Source organism: Brooklawnia sp. (assembly GCF_032229645.1).
Lineage (GTDB): Bacteria > Actinomycetota > Actinomycetes > Propionibacteriales > Propionibacteriaceae > Brooklawnia.
In genome coordinates this window covers 1-16,631 of sequence record NZ_JAVTWX010000025.1, presented here as the reverse complement: position 1 = coordinate 16,631, position 16,631 = coordinate 1, and the positions used below count along the sequence as shown (strand labels likewise).

Here is a 16,631-nt window from a genome sequence, read left to right as displayed (position 1 = left end):
CAACCGAACACCGAGGACGACGCGGCGGCTTCCTGCGCGTCGTCTCGCTGCTGGGGCCTGCTTTCGTGGCGTCGGTCGCATATGTCGATCCGGGCAATGTGGCCGCGAACATGTCGGCCGGTGCCGACTACGGCTACCTGCTGGTCTGGGTGCTGGTGAGCGCCTGTCTGATGGCCATGGTCGTGCAGTATCTGTCCGCCAAACTTGGGCTGGTGACCGGACGATCATTGTCGAGCATGGTGAGGGAATCGCTGGCCACGCACAGATACGTCGCGGGCCTGCGTGCTGGTTTCGCGGCACAAGCCATCGTGGTGGCCATCGCCACCGATGTCGCCGAGGTGATGGGCGGCGCGATCGCGATGAACCTGCTGTTCGGACTGCCGGGCTGGCTGGGCGGCCTGATCGTCGTTGTGATCTCACTGTTCTGGTTGGGATTCATGCGTTCGCGTGGCGAACACGCACTGGACATCGGCGTGACGCTGGTGCTGTTGATCATCGCGGCGGGTTTCCTGGTTTCACTGTTCTGGGTTCCGCCCGATCCGGCCGAGGTGATCGGCGGCATGGTGCCGCGGTTCAGCGGCGCCGGATCTGTGGCGATCGCTGCGGCCATGCTGGGGGCGACCGTGATGCCGCACGCCATCTACCTGCATTCGACGCTGGCGATCGACCGTCATCGTCCGCTGGGCAGCTTGACCGCACCGCTGAAAGAGCTGCTCTTCGTGCAGCGGGTCGATGTCGGGGCGTCGCTGGTGGTCGCCGGAACGGTGAACGTCGCGATGTTGCTCTTCGGCGCGACGATTCTGAGCGGCTCACCGGACTCGGACGTGATCGTGGCTGCGTACGGCATCTTGAATACCGAGATCGGCAGACTACCCGCAGTCATCTTCGCGATTGGGCTGCTCGCGTCCAGCGTCGGTTCGGCTGTGGTCGGGACCCATGCCGGGGCGAGTATCATGTACGACCTACTGCCGTGGCGCATCGACAGCAGGATCCGCAGAGTGGCGACCGTGCTGCCGTCGATCGTGCTGCTGGCGATGGGAATCAATGCCACGGTGGCGCTGGTCGCAAGCCAGTTGGTGCTGAGCTTCGGCATCGGCTTCGCCTTGATTCCGCTGGTCTGGTTTACCAGCAGCCGAAAGCATATGGGCCAATACGCCTCGGGTCCCGGGTTGCGCCTGGTGTCGATCGTCATCACCGCGTTGGTGCTTGCCTTGAACATCGCGGTCATCGTGATGACCCTGGCCGAGTCGTGACCCGGCACGAAGGTCAGCGCCGGTGACTCGCGGCGATGGCGCGGAGCGCCCGCTGGCAGGTCCTCATAGCATGGGTGGCGTCGAGGTGACTGCGTGGTCATGCTGAAACGTCAGTGGTGACCAGTAGATATGTCGTGGAGAGGAGAACGTCATGGCTACGAATTCTCCAGTAGCGATCACGCGCGACGGCGTGGTCCTGGGGCCGGTCGAGGTGAGTTTCCAACGGACGCTGCGCATCCCGGAGACTGGGCTGCACGATCTGCCGCCCGGGCTGGGCAGGTTCCCGTTGCGACGCGTGGCGGACTATTCCGACACCGTTCCGCAAGATTGGCTGGCACATGGCGGAGTGATGCTGCCCGTCTATCAACGCGAAGCCCTGTGGCTCTCGTTCGGGACCAGTGAGCCTGCGGCGTTGCAGGCGGGCGTCGGCAAGATCTGCGCGGTCACCGGGCAGCCGTGGCGCGAGAGGCTTTCCAAAGAACCACAGAACTATGTTGCGCTGCCGTTGCAGCCGTGGCTGGATGGCATCAATTCGGGCGACGGGGTCATCCGTCAGTTCGTTGCCGTACCGCTCGGGCTCGGCGCGACGGTCGAGGGTCAGGTGACCGGTGAGGAAGTTCATGGGGGAGTGCAGCTTCGAGTGGTCGGCCTGAGCAGCACCGCGCTGGCGCAATGGCGCAAGATCCACCAGGGACGGTCGGCCCGGCGGATGGTCGCGTTCGGTGCGCCGCCGGCGGGATCGGCCGCGATGGGCCTGGGTGCCGGTGGACGCATGCGCCAAGAGATCTACTCGGACGAACGCCTGCTCAGCGATTACGACGAGGCCCGCTCGTGGCGAGTCTTCGTCCATCTCTGCTCGGCGGTGCAGTGGACGGCGATCACCGGCGAGGTCGCGCCGCCGACCCCGATCGACCGGGAGAGCTATGTGCGGTTCGGGCTGCCGTGGTTCGACTACTACGACGCGGATGCAGAGGACCTGGAGGCGAGCCAGACGCTCGCGAAGGTGAAGCCGGTCGGCGAGATACTGGGTGGCGAGGAGGAGCCGTTCGCACCGGTGGATCCGGATTCGGTCATCCAGCTGAAAGATGCCGGTGGCGATGACGTGGACGACGGAGATTGGTGAGGGGTAGCGGCGTCCGGGAGCGCAGAAAAAAACGGCTCCTGACAAGTATCTGGACTAGTCAGGAGCCTATTCGTAGCGGGGACAGGATTTGAACCTGTGACCTCTGGGTTATGAGCCCAGCGAGCTACCGAGCTGCTCCACCCCGCGTCGACTTAAGGAACCTTAGCCTGGATTGCCGGGGCTTTCAAATCGAGTCCGCGGTTCCGCGACGAACGAGCACCCAACGACGCTCAGGTCGTCAGTCCCGTCGCATGGTGCTGTTAGGTGGCCGGCCGGGGCGGCGGCTAAACTCGTGGTCCACCGACAAGCGTCAGGAGCCAAGAACAAGATGACCAGGGTTTCCCGCCGGATGGCCACCGTACTGATAGGCCTACTCGCGCTGGTTCTGACTGCCTGTACTCCGGGCAACTCCGAACCTCAGGATCGCCAACTCATTGTTGGCACCTCCGTGGCCCCCAACTCGATGGATCCGACAACCTCTGATGCCGCGGCCATCCCGGAGGCGTTGCTGTACAACGTTTACGAGACCCTGCTCAAGGTTGGCGCCGACGGCGGGTACCAGCCGCTGCTGGCCAGTGAGTGGTCGGTGTCGTCCGATGGCCTCGTGTACACCTTCAACCTGCGGCCGGAGGCAAAATTCGCCAGTGGCACGAAGGTTGACGCGGATGCAGTGATCACCTCGATCCAGCGCATCAAGGACGACTCGTCCGTGCTGCCAGTGCTCAAGGCCGCCATGGAGCCTCTCGCGTCAATGCGTGCGGTCGATGAGAACACCGTCGAATTCACCCTCAGCGAGCCCTCCCAGAACTGGCTCTTCGCGATGTCGCAGCGGGCAGGCATCATCTTCGACCCGGCCCATCTCGATCAGCTGGCCACCGTTCCGGCAGGGTCTGGACCGTTCGCATTCTCGAACTGGGTGCAGGGCGACTCGGTCACGCTGGTGCGCAACGACGGCTACTGGGGTACGCCCAGCACGCTGGCAGGCGTGACCTTCAAGTCATACTCCGACCCGAACGCGATGAACGCGGCCATGCTGGCCGGCCAGCTCGACATCATCTCGAACCTGGCGGCCCCGCAGGCCCTCAACCAGTTCATGACGTCCGATTTCACGGTGCTGGACGGCACCTCCACCGGTGAGGTCGTGCTCGGCTTCAACCACCAGAATCCGGTGCTCGCCGATCTTCGGGTTCGCCAGGCGATCAACTATGCGATCGATCGCAAAGCGCTGGTTGATGCCGTCTGGGGCGGTAAAGGTCTGCTGATCGGTTCGATGGTTCCGCCGACCGACCCTTGGTACGAGGACCTCTCGCAGCAGTACCCGTATAACCCCGACAAGGCTCGCGAATTGCTCGCGGAGGCGGATCTGGGTGAGATCAACCTGCGACTTCGCGTCCCGACCCTGCCCTACGCGCCGGGGGCGGCCAGCTACATCTCCAGCCAGCTGGCCGCGGTAGGCATTCAGGTCACCGTCGACGAGCTCGAGTTCCCGGCCACCTGGGTCGATCAGGTCATGTACCAGGGCAACTACGACATGACGATCGTGGCTCACGCCGAGCCGCGCGATATCGGCAACTTCGCCAACCCGAGCTACTACTGGCACTACGACAATCCCGAGTTCCAGCAGCTCATCACGGCCGCCGACCGTGCGCCATCGGAAACGGAGCAGGTTACGTTGCTGAAGCAGGCGGCCCGGATCCTGTCGGACGATGCTGCCGCCGACTTCCTCTGGCTGCTGCCGAACCTGGTCGTCACCAAGTCGGACATCACCGGAGTCGCCACCAACAGGACCGCGCAGAGCTTCGACATGACCGGGGTCAGTGCTCCAGGTGCCTGATCCGAAGATGTCGTGAACTCAACCCGATTCGCCGCTGCCGGCTGGCCGGCAGCGCGCCGCTTCGGCTGGTTTGCGCTCAGCATGCTGGTCGCCTCGGTCGTCGTCTTCGGGCTGCTCAACCTGCTGCCCGGAGACGTCGCCGGGGTGATCCTCGGCCCTAACGCCACCGAGCAGTCGATCAGTGCGCTGCGTGAGCAACTCGGATTGAACCAGAACATCGCGGTACGTTACGTTCAGTGGCTTGGATCCATGCTGACCGGCAATCTTGGCTCCTCAGCGCTCACCGGAGCCTCCATCAACCCGATCGTGGCGCAGAAGTTCGGCGTGACCTTGTCCCTGGTGGTCGTCGGGATGTTCACTGCCGTCCTGGTCGCATTGCCGCTCGGTATGGCGGCCGCGCTGCGCCGCAATCATGCGGACGGGGTAGTCATCTCGGGGCTCAGTCAGGCCGGCATGGCGATCCCGGCTTTCGTGGTCGGCATCGCACTCAGTGTCGTGGTGGGCGCTAAACTGCACTGGCTGCCCGCCAACGGCTACGTTCCCATCAAGACGTCGTTCGGTCAGTGGCTGAGCCATCTGATGCTGCCCGCGCTCACCCTCGGGCTCGTCCAGTCCGCGGTGCTGGTGCGCTATGTGCGCTCCGCGTTCATCGACGTCATCAGCCAGGACTACTACCGCACCGCGAGAGCCATCGGATGGCGACGCTGGCCCGCGATCGTCAGGCACGGCGTGCGCAATGCGTCCTTGCAGATCGTCACCGTGCTCGGGTTGCAGCTGGCGACGTTGTTCGTCGGCGCCATCGTGGTGGAGAGCGTCTTCGTGCTCCCCGGCCTCGGCAGCTATCTGGTGCAGATGGTGGCCAATCGCGACCTACCGGTCGTCCAATCGATCGTGATGATTCTCGTCACGTTGGTTCTGGCGATCAACCTGCTGGTCGACCTCAGCTACACGCTGATCGATCCACGGTTGCGCGTCGGTGAGGACGAGGCGGACGACTAGTGAGACGCAATCCCGCCCTGCTCGCCGGCTCGGCCATGGTCGTGTTGGTCGTGATCTTCGCCCTCGTCTCGGCCGTGTGGACGCCATTTGATCCGACCGAGGTCAGCCCCGACCGTTTGCTGGCGCCCAGCGCCGGCCATCTGATGGGTACCGATGGCTTCGGGCAGGACATCTTCAGCCGGATCCTCGTCGGTGCCCGCAGCTGTCTGCTGGTCGGTGTGGTGGCTGTCGGCATCGGCGCATCGCTCGGTGTGCCGCTCGGCATTACCGCCGCCGTCAAACAGCACAGCTGGCTCGGCACGCTGATCATGCGCGCCACCGATATCGTTTACGCCTTTCCCGCTTTGTTGCTGGCGATCATCTTGGCGGCGGCCCGCGGCTCGGGCTCCACAATCACCGCGATGAGCGCAATAGGTATCGCATCCATCCCGGCGTTCGCCCGGGTCTCGCGCGGGGCAGCTCTGCAGGTGCTCAGCCAGGACTTTATCGTGGCCGCCCGCAGCGCAGGCATCACCCCAGGTGGCATCGCCTGGCGGCATGTGCTGCCGAACATCACCCCGGTGGTGCTGGTTCAGGCCTCGGTCAGCTTCGGGCTGGCCATCTTGGCAGAGGCGTCGCTGAGTTATCTCGGCCTGGGTACTCCGCCCACCACACCAACCTGGGGGCGGATGATCTTCGACTCGCAGCCCTACCTCTACTCCGATCTCAACCTGGCGCTGTGGCCTGGCCTGTTCATCGCCATCGCCGTGCTCGGCTTCAACCTGCTCGGCGACGGCCTGCGAGAGCTGCTGGATCCCACCCTGCAGGACCTGGGCAGGTGACGACGATGACCGACGAGTTGCTGACGATCGACAAGCTGAGCGTGCGGTTCGCCGACAGCCGCAGCAACGCTCTCGACCAGATCAGCCTGCAGATCGGACGAGGCGAACGCGTCGGCCTGATCGGCGAATCCGGCTCCGGTAAGTCGGTGACCGCGCTCGCGGTCATGGGACTGCTCGCCGACGACGCGAAACTCAGCGGCTCGATCCGCTGGCAGGACAAAGAACTGCTCGGCATGCATGACGCGCAGTACTCGAGGCTGCGCGGCGAGCAGATGTCGATGGTCTTTCAAGAACCGATGACCGCGCTTGATCCAACCATGCGTACCGGACGCCAGGTCGCCGAGGTGCTCCGGCTACACGAGGGCGCGCCGACGGGTGCGGCCCGGGCCAGGGTGCTCGAGATGCTCGCAGGCGTCGGCATCGGCGATCCGCAGCGAGTGGCCGACAGCTTCCCGCATCAGCTCTCCGGAGGGCAGCGTCAGCGGGTGCTGATCGCCATGGCACTGATCAATACCCCCGACCTGCTGATCTGCGACGAACCGACCACCGCGCTAGATGTCACGGTGCAGGCCCGCGTCTTGGATTTGCTGCGCAGCGGACTCGACCAGGCGGGTTCGGCACTGCTGTTCATCAGCCACGATCTCGCCGTGGTGAGCCAGATGGTCGATCGCATCGCCGTGATCTACGACGGCAGGATCGTGGAGACCGGCAGCCGCAGCCAGATCCTGGAAAGCCCACGGCACCCCTACACAGCCGGTCTGATCGCCACTGCCGACCTGGCCGATGTGGCGCCCGGAGGACGCCTGCCCGTGCTCGACGACTTCTGGAAGAGGAGCGACGATGGGCATTGACGAGCCGATCTACCGGGTCCATGACCTGGTGCGGATCTTCAGCCATGGACCGCAACCGGTCACCGCCGTCGACCACGTCGACTTCGAGATACCCGCGGGCCAGCGGCTGGGCATCGTGGGGGAGTCCGGCTCGGGAAAGTCCACGCTGATCCGGATGATGGCGGGGCTCCGGCGTCCAACCGGCGGCGACATCGTCTTCGCCGGACGGTCGATCGTCGGACGCCGAGAGCCGGAGCTGGCCTGGCTGCGTCGCGGCGTCCAATTGGTCTTTCAGGATCCGCGTTCGTCGCTCGATCCCCGGATGAAGATCGCCGACATCATTGCGGAACCGCTCCGATCGAAGATCTGGCAGGGCACTCGCCGTGAAGTGGCCGGCCGGGTCGACGAGCTGATGACCCAGGTCGGCCTGGAACCCGCCGACCGCAACCGCTATCCGCATCAGTTCAGCGGAGGTCAGCGGCAGCGCATCGCGATCGCTCGGGCGTTGGCCCCGAACCCGCAGGTGCTCATAGCGGACGAGGCCGTCTCGGCGCTGGACGTCAGCGTCCGGGCCCAGGTCCTGAACCTCTTCGCCGATCTGGTCGCCGATCACGGGCTGACACTCATCTTCGTCAGCCACGATCTGTCGGTGGTTCGTCACATGTGCGACGCGGTGCTGGTCATGCAGGCGGGCCGCATCGTCGAAGGCGGGCCCATCGACGGGGTCTACTCCGACCCGCAGCAGCCCTACACGCGGCGGCTGCTTGCATCGATACCCCGACTGCGCCGCAACTGAACCAGCGCGGCTGAGGACGAACACCCAGGTGATGGCACAGTGAGCGCGGCATGCCGCGCCCCATCCGCACAATCTCCGATTCGCCGGCTGCCGGGGCAGGTCTCCTAGAATGGGTCGACGTGAAAGCCCTGCTGCTGGAGAACATCCATCCTGACGCCACCCGTATTCTCGCCGACGCCGGTTACGAGGTCGAGAATCGACGTGGCGCGCTCGGTGAGACCGAGTTGATCGACGCCCTCAAGGGCGTAAGTCTGCTGGGAATCCGATCGCGCACCCAAGTCACCGAGAGGGTGTTCTCGCAGGCCACCGACCTGGAGGCCGTCGGAGCGTTTTGCATCGGCACCAACCAGATCGATCTGGACGCCGGCGCCCGCGAAGGAATCGCCTGTTTCAACGCCCCGTACAGCAACACCCGAAGCGTCGTCGAGCTGGCGATGGCCGAGATCGTCGCCCTCGCCCGGCATTTGACCGACAAGAACAAGCAGATGCACGACGGCTTGTGGGACAAGTCGGCGGCCGGCTCGCATGAGATTCGCGGTCGTACGCTCGGCCTGGTCGGCTACGGGAATATCGGTTCGCAGCTGTCGGTGCTGGCGGAGGCCTTCGGTATGAAGGTGCTCTTCTACGATGTCGTCGACAAGCTGGCGCTGGGCAATGCGCAGCGCGTCGACAGCCTCGACGAGCTCCTGGCCCAGGCCGAGACCATCAGCGTGCATGTCGACGGGCGGGAGGAGAACGCCAAGTTGTTCGGCGCCGCCCAGTTCGCCAAGATGCGTCCGCGCTCGCTCTTCTTGAACCTCTCTCGCGGGTTCGTCTTCGATCCGGCCGCGCTGGCAAATGCGGTGCGCTCCGGCCACATCGCTGGTGCTGCGGTCGACGTCTACCCGACCGAGCCCCGGGCAGCGGGAGACCCGTTCACCAGTGAACTACAGGGCCTCCCGAACGTCATCCTCACCCCGCATGTCGGCGGATCGACGAAGGAAGCTCAGGTCGACATCGGGCGCTTCGTGGCGGGCAAGCTGCTCGACTATGTCGGCACCGGCTCAACCATCATGAGTGTGAACCTGCCACAGGTTCAGGTATCCACCCAGCAGGGCACCCGCGTGCTGCACATTCACCGTAATGTCCCCGGCGTGCTGGCTCAGCTCACTCGGGCGCTCAGCACACACGAGGCCAATATCGCCTTCCAGGCGTTGAATACCAACTCCGAGGTCGGCTATGTGGTCACCGATGTGACCTCTGCCCAGCCCGGCCTGGTGGAGGAACTCAAGCAGATTCCGGGAACCATCCGAGTCCGCCGACTCGGCTGAGGTTGTCGAATCTGAAAAGAAGCATGCCCGGTTGACGGCCGGTCCAGATTTCAGCGGGACCGGCCGGGCAGCGGCATGATGATGCCGGTGGTCTCCTCGTAGTCGTCGCCTGTCTGTTGCAGCCGGGCGACCAGTTCGTCATGCAGGAGCCCATTGGACGCGATCGCGCCCGGCCCATACGAGCCGCCATTGCCGTTCAGGTCGGTGAACCGGCCACCGGCCTCCCGGACGATGACATCCAGCGCGGCCTTGTCCCACAGGCTGAGCTCGGGTTCGGCGGCCGCGTCCACTGCCCCCTCGGCCACCAGCATGTAGCTCCAGAAATCGCCGAAGGCACGGGTCCGGCCTGCATCGCGCAGCAGATCGACGAAGCCCTGCCCGCGTCCGGAGGTGATCCACCCGCCCAGCGACGAATATGAGACGAATGCATCGGGGACCGACTTCACGCTCGAGACGCTGATCCGTTGCGCCTTCATCAGGGTCTTGCCGGTGAAGGCGCCATCGCCCTCGGCCGCCCACCAGCGTCGTCCCAGCAGGGGAGCGCTGACCACTGCCGCACGCACCACACCGTCCACCATCAATCCGATCAGCGTTGCCCAGACCGGCACCCCGCGCACATAGTTCGCGGTTCCGTCGATCGGATCGATGATCCACTGCCGGGGCCCGTAGCCGGTGTCCGGCAGTTCTTCACCCAGCACGGCGTCGCGGGGTCGTGCAGTGGCCAGCAGCTTGCGGAGTGCCTCTTCCACGGCACGGTCGGCGTCGGAGACCGCGGTGTGATCGGGCTTGGCCTCTATGAGCAGATCTTGTGCCTTGAACCGAGACTCTGTGATGGAGTCGGCGTTGTCGGCCAGCATGTGGGCCAATCGCAGATCGTCGATATAGGAAGCCATGCCTCCACGTTATCGGGATTCCCCGCTTCCAGGCTCGCTGACCGCGCCGATAATCCGCCGAAACGACGCCAGTCGGCCCGCATCGAGTTCGCCACGGGCCAGTGCCTCGTCGAGCGCGCATTCCGGCTCGTCGCTGGTATGCCGACAGCCGCGCGGGCAGTCTTGGGTGACGTCGCTGAGATCGCCGAAAGCGCCGAGTACCGATTGCGCAGTGACGTGACTGAGCCCGAAACTGCGCACGCCAGGGGTATCGATCACCCAGCCGCTGCCGGTGGGCAACCGCAGAGCGATTGCCGAGGTCGACGTGTGGCGGCCACGTCCGGTGACCTCGTTGACCTCCCCGATCGAGCGCTGGGCCTCGGGCACCAGCCGGTTGATGAGCGTCGACTTGCCCACCCCCGAGTGACCGACCAACACGGTGACGTGGCCGTCGAGCAGGTCATCGGCCTCGGTCAGGTCGGAACCGGGCTGAGTGACCACGATCGGCACATCCAGCGGACGATAGAGCGCGACGATCTCATCCGGAGCGGCGAGATCGGACTTGGTCAGGCAGATGATCGGCGTGATGGACGCGTCGTAGGCGGCCACCAGGATCCGATCGATCATGCCCGTGCGCGGCGGCGGATCGGCCAGCGCGCAGACGATCATCAACTGGTCGGCGTTGGCCACCAGCGGCCGCTCACTCGGGTCGTTGTCGTCCGCCGTGCGGCGCAACACGGTGGCGCGGGGAGTCGCCTCGACGATGCGCGCCAGGGTGCCTTCCGCGCCGCTGGTGTCCCCGACGATCCGCACCACGTCTCCGACGATGACGCCCTTGCGGCCCAGCTGGCGCGCCTTCGCTGCGCTGACCATCTGGCCGCCGTCGAGCATCTGGCAGCGGAAGCGCCCGCGGTCGACCGTGATGACGCGGCCGAGCTCGGCCTTCGAATAATCGGGCCGATCCTTGGTGCGGGGCCGGGTACGCCTGGCCGGACGGTCGAAGCTATCGGGGTCGATGTCGGCGTAGCTGTCCGCGAGTTTGCGGCTCACTGCCGCTCCCGGACCTGATCGAGCATCTGCCGCCAGCGGACGGGGAAATCCGGCATCGTCTTGGACACCGAGCCGATGTCGTCCAGCTGGATACCGGGCACCACCACTCCGATCAGTGCGGCCAGCTGCGCCAGCCGATGGTCGGCGTAGGCGCGCAGCATCCGGGTGGGGGCCAATCCTTCGCCCCGGCCCCCCGCACCCTGAATGACCAGTCCATCAGCGGTCTGCCGGACATCGATCCCCACGCTGGCCAACTCGGCCTCGATCGCAGCGAGCCGGTCGGTCTCGTGTCCGCGAATATGTGCCACACCGCTGATCGCCGTCGCGCCTGACGCGAAAGCGGCCAGCCCGGCGATCACCGGCGTGAGCTCGCTCGCCTCGTGAAGATCGATCTCAGCCCCCCGCAACCCGCCGCGGGCTCTCGCCGTCAGACCCGCCTCGGTCAGCTCCGTGGATGCCCCCATCTGCTGCAGCACCTCCACGATCACGACACCGGGCTGCGCGGTGCGTTGCGGCCAGCCGGGCACGGTGACCTCGCCGCCGCTGAGCACGCCGGCGGCCAAGAAGACCGAAGCATTGGTTAGATCGGGTTCGATGATCTGGTCACGGGCAGCGATCGGGCCCGGTGCCACCAGCCAGCGCCCGGATTCGCTGTCATCGACCCGAACGCCGCGCTCGCGCAGCATGGCCACCGTCATCTCGATGTGCGGCAGCGAAGGAACCGTGGAGCCGGTGTGGATCAGGTCGATGCCTTGGGGCAGCCGGGCCGCGCTGAGCAGCAGCGCCGAGATGAACTGGCTCGAGCTTGCCGAATCGATGCGGACGACGGGCCCGCCCAGGCGGACGGGGGAGCCCATGGTGAACGGCAGCGCGTCCGAGTCGACTTCGACGCCGAGTTGGCGAAGACCATCCAGCAGCGGTCCCATCGGACGATCCGCCGCGCGCGCATCGCCGAAGAAACGAGTCCGGCCGCCCGCCAACGCGGCGAGCGGGGGAACGAAGCGCATCACCGTACCGGCCAGCCCGCAGTCGATGCCGTCAGGAACCGGCGCGAGGCGCTCGGGGGGCGTCACCTGTACGGCCGGTTCAGTGGCGCCGGGCAGATCGTCGATTCGAACCGAGAGCGCACGTAGTGCGGCGATCATCAGATCGGTGTCTCGCGCACTCAACACGCCGGTCAACCTGCTCGGTGCGTCGGCCAATGCCGCCAAGACCAGGGCCCGATTCGATTCGGACTTGGAGCCGGGCACGGCAACGACAGCCCGCAACGGGCCGCGCGAAACGGGGGCCGTCCAGGCGCCTTCGGTGCTCAGCGGACGGCGTCCTTCACCTGGGCCTTGAGCTCTTTCGCTGCCTGCTGTGCCTGAGCCTTGGCCTTCGTGGCCTGTGTCTTCGCCTTCTTCTGGGCCCGCTTGAGATCCTTCCCGACGGCGTCGGCACGCTGCTCGACGACCTTGCGGCTCTGCTCGGCATGCTGTCCGGCGGCCTTGCGCGATTGTTGGGCCTTCCAGGCCAGTCCCGGACGTCCGGCCGTGTCCTGAGTGGCGACCAAGGTCCCTCCCAGGAGCGCCAGCTTGCTGAACAGGGTGGAGCGGTCGCCGTCGCTGGCCGCAGTGATGACCTGAGGCGCGAAAGCGGCCGCCAAGAGTGCTGCACCCGGACGACGAGCAATTCCGGTGGCGTAGGCGACACCGCCAACGATCTGAGCCACCCCGAGGACCCTCGTCCAGACGCGGGCGTCCGTGGGTACCTTGTCGGCTACTCCGGGAGGCAGCATCGACTGAGCCATCGGCACACAGAAGTCGATCGGTCCTGCTATCTCAGCGGACTTCTTGTCGGGCTTGGTAACCATCTGGTAGCCGTCGGCGACGAAGTAACTGGAGAACAACGCGCGGCCGGCGAAACGCAACAATGACATAGTCCATTACTACCTTGTCTTCGCCGCCCAGGCACGCCTGGCGAGCAATTGCATCAGGGAATACCTGGATGACCGGTGGCGTTTCAGACAACATGTCGATGAGATTGCAGGATCGCACGGGTGAACGCCTCGCCCGAACTTCTGGCGGGTACTGCCCGCTCCTGCGTGATTCGGTAGTGTTGGACTCGATGATCACTCCCAGTACCGATACCCGCCAGGTCGAGTCCGAAGATGAGCGCGCCGCTCGATTCGAGCGCGACGCGATGGGCTACATCGACCAGCTTTACGGTGTCGCGCTGCGGATGACGCGCAATCCGGCCGATGCCGAGGATGTCGTCCAGGAGACCTATACCAAAGCGTTCAGTTCGTTCGAGCAGTTCACTCCTGGCACGAATCTCAAGGCGTGGCTCTACCGAATCCTCACAAACACGTACATCAATTCTTATCGCAAGAGTCAGCGCCAGCCTCAGACAAGCGGCTCGGCCGATGTTGAGGACTGGCAGTTGGCCCGCGCCGCGTCGCACACCTCCGGAGGGTTGCCGTCGGCTGAGCGCGAGGCAATGGATCGGATGCCCGATCCATTGGTCACGCAGGCCCTGGAGTCGCTGTCTCCCGATTTTCGTGAGGTTGTCCTGCTGGCTGACGTCGACGGCTTCTCCTATAAGGAGATTGCGGAGATCATGGGCACTCCGATCGGCACTGTGATGTCGCGGCTCAATCGCGCGCGCGGCCAGCTCAGAGCAAAGCTGGGTGATTATGCCGCAACGATGGGTATCGGTCAGGAGCGAAGCGATGACTGAGAATCCTGAGGTGGTTCCGGAGGATCCGTGTACCTTTGCCATGCGCAGCGTACACGCCTTTCTGCATGGCGAGTTGCCGGAATCGACCGCCGATCAGATCCGGCATCACCTGATGGCCTGCGAGAAGTGCATGGACAACTTCGACGCCGAGCAGTTCATTTCGGCGCTGCTGCGGCGTTGTTACGGCCCGGCTGTGGCCCCATCCGGCCTGCGAGTGCGTGTCTCGCAGCTCACCATCCACGTGAGCGGCGAGCAGCTGAACGATTGAGACGTGCGGCTCGCGCCAATTCATCGTCGGGCCCATAGACAAGAATATCGACCCGTGACTTCTCAACAGTCAGGGCCGATATCTCGTTTCGGTACGGTGCTCAGGCGTTGGGACGCTTGCCGTGATTTGCACCCTTCTTGCGACGATCGCGACGCTTGCGGCCACCTTTTCCCATGATTGAGACCTCCAGATTTCGGGCGTGTGCGCTGAACGCGCAATTCACTATCTTGCCAAAACGTAGCAGTGAACCCCAAACCGGGGTGCTCGCCCGCCCAGCTGTGGGCTCGTGCATGCGGGCGCGTTTCTAGCCCACTCCCGGGTCAGCGGCCGACCAACGCCACAAGGTGGGAGCAACGCTGGACGACACCTGATCGCCGTCTATGGTGGAGTCCATGCGGCGTCTGTCTGAGGTGATGAACACCCACTGTGGACTCGACGAGGCAGATAAGGGATGGCTCCTCTCGCTGATTCGGGAATGGCATCTTTTTGCCGACACGAGCTTTTCCGATCTGGTCTTGTGGCTTCCCGATCGTGACGACGAGAACGTCTTCTGGGCCGGCGCTCAGATCCGGCCGACGACCGGCCCGACGGCGCTCGAGGACGATGTGGTGGGAGAGGACATCCGCTACGAATACGACTCGATGGTGACGGCGGCGTTCCTCGGCCGCGAGATCATGGAGACCAGCGACAACAATCTGAACGCAGGAATCCCGGTTGACACCTTGGTCATTCCGGTGATCCGCCACGACCAGTGCATCGCGGTGATCGAGCGGCACACCAATCGGATGGGTGTACGTGCCCCCGGCGCTTTGGAAGACACCTATCTGGCAATCGCCGATGTGCTCAGCAAGATGCTCTGGTGTGGCCAGTTCCCGATGAATCCGCCCAGCGACCCGACGGCAAGCCCCCGGGTAGGGGATGGCCTGATGTGGGTCGACCCCGACTGCATCGTGCGATACTGCACTCCCAATGCGACCAGCTGCATCCGCAAGCTGGGCGCCACCGGGGATCTCGAGGGCGAAGACATCCGAGATCTGCTGCCGGCAGTGACCCTTGACTACGAGTGCCAGCACGGAGCGGTAGGGTCGGGTCTGCTGCCCGGAACAGCCTGGGAGGTGACGGTCGAGGACTCGCAGGCCAGCGTCCGGCTGCGGATCTTGCCGCTGACTGAGGACGGAATCTGGATTGCCACCGTGGTGCTCTGCCGCGACATCACCGTGCTGCGGGAGAGAGAGCGCCAGCTGGTGACCAAAGATGCCACCATCAGAGAGATCCACCACCGGGTGAAGAACAACCTGCAGACAGTGGCGGCGCTGCTTCGCCTGCAATCGCGCCGGATGAGCAGTCCGGAGGGACGCGATGCTCTGCGCGACGCGCAACGGCGCGTCCAGTCGATCGCCGCCGTACACGAGATCTTGTCTCAGGGCTTCGACGAGGCGGTGCCGTTCGATCAGATCGCCGACCGCATCCTGCTGATGGTGGGAGACGTGGCCTCAGCGGCAGGTCAGGTGGGTGCCGGTCGTGAGGGTAGCTTCGGATCGATCCCCGGCGACATCGCGACCTCACTGTCGCTGGTGATGACCGAGCTTTGCCAAAACGCCATCGAGCATGGCCTACTGTCGAGCAACGGTACGGTGATCGTGCATGCGGTGCATGAGGGCGACCATCTGATTCTCGAGGTGATCGACGACGGCGCAGGCCTGCCCGACAATTTCGATCTGACCTCGGCGAGCAGCCTGGGCCTGTCAATCGTGACGACCCTGATAAACGATCTCGGCGGCAGCTTCTCGCTGCGCAACAACGATGACCAGGGGTCGACTGCGCGGGTCGAGCTGGACCTGCCGACCGAACAGCTGGAGTTGTGACCTTGTCGGGATTAGCCGACCGGTTCCTCGCACGTCTTCTGGCCAGTCTCCAAGCGGCCTCGCCGCAGCTGGACGACCGGTTGATCTGGGTGATCGTGGCGTCCGGCGTTGTGGTGCTGAGCCCGCTGTGGCGCTGGGTGCGTCCGGTGGTCACCGTCATTCACGAGCTGGGGCATGCAGCAGTCGGTGCCGCCTGTGGTCGGCGCTTCCGCGGGTTCATCGTCAGCCCGGATATGTCGGGTCATGCCATCACCAGCGGACGAGCTCGCGGACCGGGAATGGTGCTGACTGTCGCCGCAGGCTATCCGATGCCGGGCCTGGTGGGGGCGGTGCTGATCTGGGCGGCCGTCGCCGGACGCGCTGATCTGGTGTTGCTGGCGAGCATGGTTGCACTGATGGTCGCTTTGGTGAAGTCGCGTTCGCTGTTCACCGTGCTCACGGTGACGATCCTGCTGGCTGTCAGCGTCGCCCTTTGGTGGCGCGGCGATGCCACCTGGAATGCTGCCGCGGTCTGCAGCGTGGGAGTGGTCGTGCTGTTGGGCGCCTGGCGGCATCTGATCGCGGTCGCCGGTACCAGGGATCCCAGACAAGACACCGGCACACTCGCCCGGTTGACCCGGCTGCCTGCCGCGTTGTGGACGCTGCTGTTCGCAGTGGCTCTTGCTGGCTGTAGCTGGTGGGCGGGCAGCGTGATGCTCGCTGCTTGGTGGTGAAGTCGCTGTTTGGTGGTGAAGCCGCTGCCTGAAACTGCAGGTGCTGCCGAAGCGTTCGGCCTCGATGCTTCCGGCTACCGGGAGTAGCAGCTACTAGCGAACATCCGGTAGCCGCTGCCGATTCCGGTAGCTGCTGTGGGGGATCCGGACGGATCGGTAGCCGCTGCTGTTTTCGGTAG

General features: G+C 65.0%; 16 protein-coding genes and 1 tRNA gene. 12 read left to right on the top strand and 5 right to left on the bottom strand.

The annotated features are described in order from the left end of the window. Together AAFP05_RS01635 and AAFP05_RS01630 are read left to right on the top strand one after the other, a co-directional pair. On the top strand, window positions 1-1,253 hold a 1,253-nt coding region (locus AAFP05_RS01635), incomplete at its 5' end, for an Nramp family divalent metal transporter (protein WP_341728106.1). Between the two features lie 151 nt (window positions 1,254-1,404). Further along, a complete protein-coding gene (locus AAFP05_RS01630; protein ID WP_341728105.1) occupies window positions 1,405-2,376 on the top strand; it encodes a hypothetical protein in 972 nt (323 codons plus the stop codon). 73 nt (window positions 2,377-2,449) lie between these two features. Here the strand turns inward: AAFP05_RS01630 and AAFP05_RS01625 are convergent. Further along, window positions 2,450-2,523: transfer RNA gene (locus AAFP05_RS01625), tRNA-Met, on the bottom strand. A 181-nt stretch (window positions 2,524-2,704) separates the two neighbouring features. Here AAFP05_RS01625 and AAFP05_RS01620 point away from each other — a divergent pair. The 6 genes from AAFP05_RS01620 (at window position 2,705) to serA (ending at window position 8,966) form a co-directional block, all read left to right on the top strand. Then, a complete protein-coding gene (locus AAFP05_RS01620; RefSeq protein WP_341728104.1) occupies window positions 2,705-4,210 on the top strand; it encodes an ABC transporter substrate-binding protein in 1,506 nt (501 codons plus the stop codon). Between the two features lie 12 nt (window positions 4,211-4,222). Next, window positions 4,223-5,209: an ABC transporter permease gene (locus AAFP05_RS01615; RefSeq protein WP_341728103.1), complete on the top strand. Its 987-nt coding sequence runs from the start codon at window positions 4,223-4,225 to the stop codon at window positions 5,207-5,209. A gap of 35 nt (window positions 5,210-5,244) precedes the next feature. Next, window positions 5,245-6,030, top strand: coding sequence for an ABC transporter permease (locus AAFP05_RS01610; protein WP_341728108.1), 786 nt, complete (start codon window positions 5,245-5,247; stop codon window positions 6,028-6,030). Window positions 6,031-6,035: 5 nt separating this feature from the next. Beyond that, window positions 6,036-6,881: an ABC transporter ATP-binding protein gene (locus AAFP05_RS01605; RefSeq protein WP_341728102.1), complete on the top strand. Its 846-nt coding sequence runs from the start codon at window positions 6,036-6,038 to the stop codon at window positions 6,879-6,881. Next, complete coding sequence (locus AAFP05_RS01600; RefSeq protein WP_341728101.1) at window positions 6,871-7,656, top strand: ATP-binding cassette domain-containing protein; 786 nt, start codon at window positions 6,871-6,873, stop codon at window positions 7,654-7,656. Before AAFP05_RS01605 ends, AAFP05_RS01600 begins: the two co-directional genes overlap by 11 nt. A gap of 119 nt (window positions 7,657-7,775) precedes the next feature. Further along, window positions 7,776-8,966: a phosphoglycerate dehydrogenase gene (gene serA / locus AAFP05_RS01595; protein ID WP_341728100.1), complete on the top strand. Its 1,191-nt coding sequence runs from the start codon at window positions 7,776-7,778 to the stop codon at window positions 8,964-8,966. A 50-nt stretch (window positions 8,967-9,016) separates the two neighbouring features. On the opposite strand, the gene AAFP05_RS01590 is transcribed toward serA, so the two are convergent. Genes AAFP05_RS01590 through AAFP05_RS01575 form a run of 4 tightly spaced genes read right to left on the bottom strand, consistent with a single transcriptional unit; the run spans window position 9,017 to window position 12,806 of the window. Further along, window positions 9,017-9,859, bottom strand: a complete 843-nt coding sequence (locus AAFP05_RS01590; RefSeq protein WP_341728099.1) for an inositol monophosphatase family protein — start codon at window positions 9,857-9,859, stop codon at window positions 9,017-9,019. A 9-nt stretch (window positions 9,860-9,868) separates the two neighbouring features. Continuing rightward, window positions 9,869-10,888, bottom strand: coding sequence for a ribosome small subunit-dependent GTPase A (gene rsgA, locus AAFP05_RS01585; protein ID WP_341728098.1), 1,020 nt, complete (start codon window positions 10,886-10,888; stop codon window positions 9,869-9,871). Beyond that, window positions 10,885-12,201: a 3-phosphoshikimate 1-carboxyvinyltransferase gene (aroA, locus tag AAFP05_RS01580; protein WP_341728107.1), complete on the bottom strand. Its 1,317-nt coding sequence runs from the start codon at window positions 12,199-12,201 to the stop codon at window positions 10,885-10,887. Before aroA ends, rsgA begins: the two co-directional genes overlap by 4 nt. Further along, window positions 12,198-12,806: a DoxX family membrane protein gene (locus AAFP05_RS01575; protein ID WP_341728097.1), complete on the bottom strand. Its 609-nt coding sequence runs from the start codon at window positions 12,804-12,806 to the stop codon at window positions 12,198-12,200. The genes aroA and AAFP05_RS01575 overlap by 4 nt, the downstream gene beginning before the upstream one ends. A gap of 188 nt (window positions 12,807-12,994) precedes the next feature. Here AAFP05_RS01575 and AAFP05_RS01570 point away from each other — a divergent pair, with 188 nt between their 5' ends. The 4 genes from AAFP05_RS01570 (at window position 12,995) to AAFP05_RS01555 (ending at window position 16,452) form a co-directional block, all read left to right on the top strand. Beyond that, window positions 12,995-13,606 carry a sigma-70 family RNA polymerase sigma factor gene (locus AAFP05_RS01570; RefSeq protein WP_341728096.1) on the top strand — a complete coding sequence of 204 codons (612 nt, stop codon included), beginning with the start codon at window positions 12,995-12,997 and terminating at the stop codon, window positions 13,604-13,606. Next, entirely contained in the window at window positions 13,599-13,874 is a 276-nt protein-coding gene (locus AAFP05_RS01565; protein ID WP_341728095.1) for a zf-HC2 domain-containing protein, read from the top strand. The genes AAFP05_RS01570 and AAFP05_RS01565 overlap by 8 nt, the downstream gene beginning before the upstream one ends. 392 nt (window positions 13,875-14,266) lie before the next feature. After that, complete coding sequence (locus AAFP05_RS01560; RefSeq protein ID WP_341728094.1) at window positions 14,267-15,739, top strand: histidine kinase N-terminal domain-containing protein; 1,473 nt, start codon at window positions 14,267-14,269, stop codon at window positions 15,737-15,739. A gap of 2 nt (window positions 15,740-15,741) precedes the next feature. Next, complete coding sequence (locus tag AAFP05_RS01555; RefSeq protein WP_341728093.1) at window positions 15,742-16,452, top strand: M50 family metallopeptidase; 711 nt, start codon at window positions 15,742-15,744, stop codon at window positions 16,450-16,452. Window positions 16,453-16,631: the final 179 nt, after the last annotated feature.

Bases quoted from the DNA above. Each gene is read 5' to 3' on its own strand.
- AAFP05_RS01610 (WP_341728108.1), top strand. From the start codon at position 5,245: ATGGTCGTGTTGGTCGTGATCTTCGCCCTCGTCTCGGCCGTGTGGACG.
- AAFP05_RS01570 (WP_341728096.1), top strand. From the start codon at position 12,995: ATGATCACTCCCAGTACCGATACCCGCCAGGTCGAGTCCGAAGATGAG.
- AAFP05_RS01590 (WP_341728099.1), bottom strand. From the start codon at position 9,859: ATGGCTTCCTATATCGACGATCTGCGATTGGCCCACATGCTGGCCGAC.
- AAFP05_RS01560 (WP_341728094.1), top strand. From the start codon at position 14,267: ATGCGGCGTCTGTCTGAGGTGATGAACACCCACTGTGGACTCGACGAG.
- AAFP05_RS01630 (WP_341728105.1), top strand. From the start codon at position 1,405: ATGGCTACGAATTCTCCAGTAGCGATCACGCGCGACGGCGTGGTCCTG.
- AAFP05_RS01600 (WP_341728101.1), top strand. From the start codon at position 6,871: ATGGGCATTGACGAGCCGATCTACCGGGTCCATGACCTGGTGCGGATC.
- AAFP05_RS01565 (WP_341728095.1), top strand. From the start codon at position 13,599: ATGACTGAGAATCCTGAGGTGGTTCCGGAGGATCCGTGTACCTTTGCC.
- AAFP05_RS01605 (WP_341728102.1), top strand. From the start codon at position 6,036: ATGACCGACGAGTTGCTGACGATCGACAAGCTGAGCGTGCGGTTCGCC.
- AAFP05_RS01575 (WP_341728097.1), bottom strand. From the start codon at position 12,806: ATGTCATTGTTGCGTTTCGCCGGCCGCGCGTTGTTCTCCAGTTACTTC.
- AAFP05_RS01620 (WP_341728104.1), top strand. From the start codon at position 2,705: ATGACCAGGGTTTCCCGCCGGATGGCCACCGTACTGATAGGCCTACTC.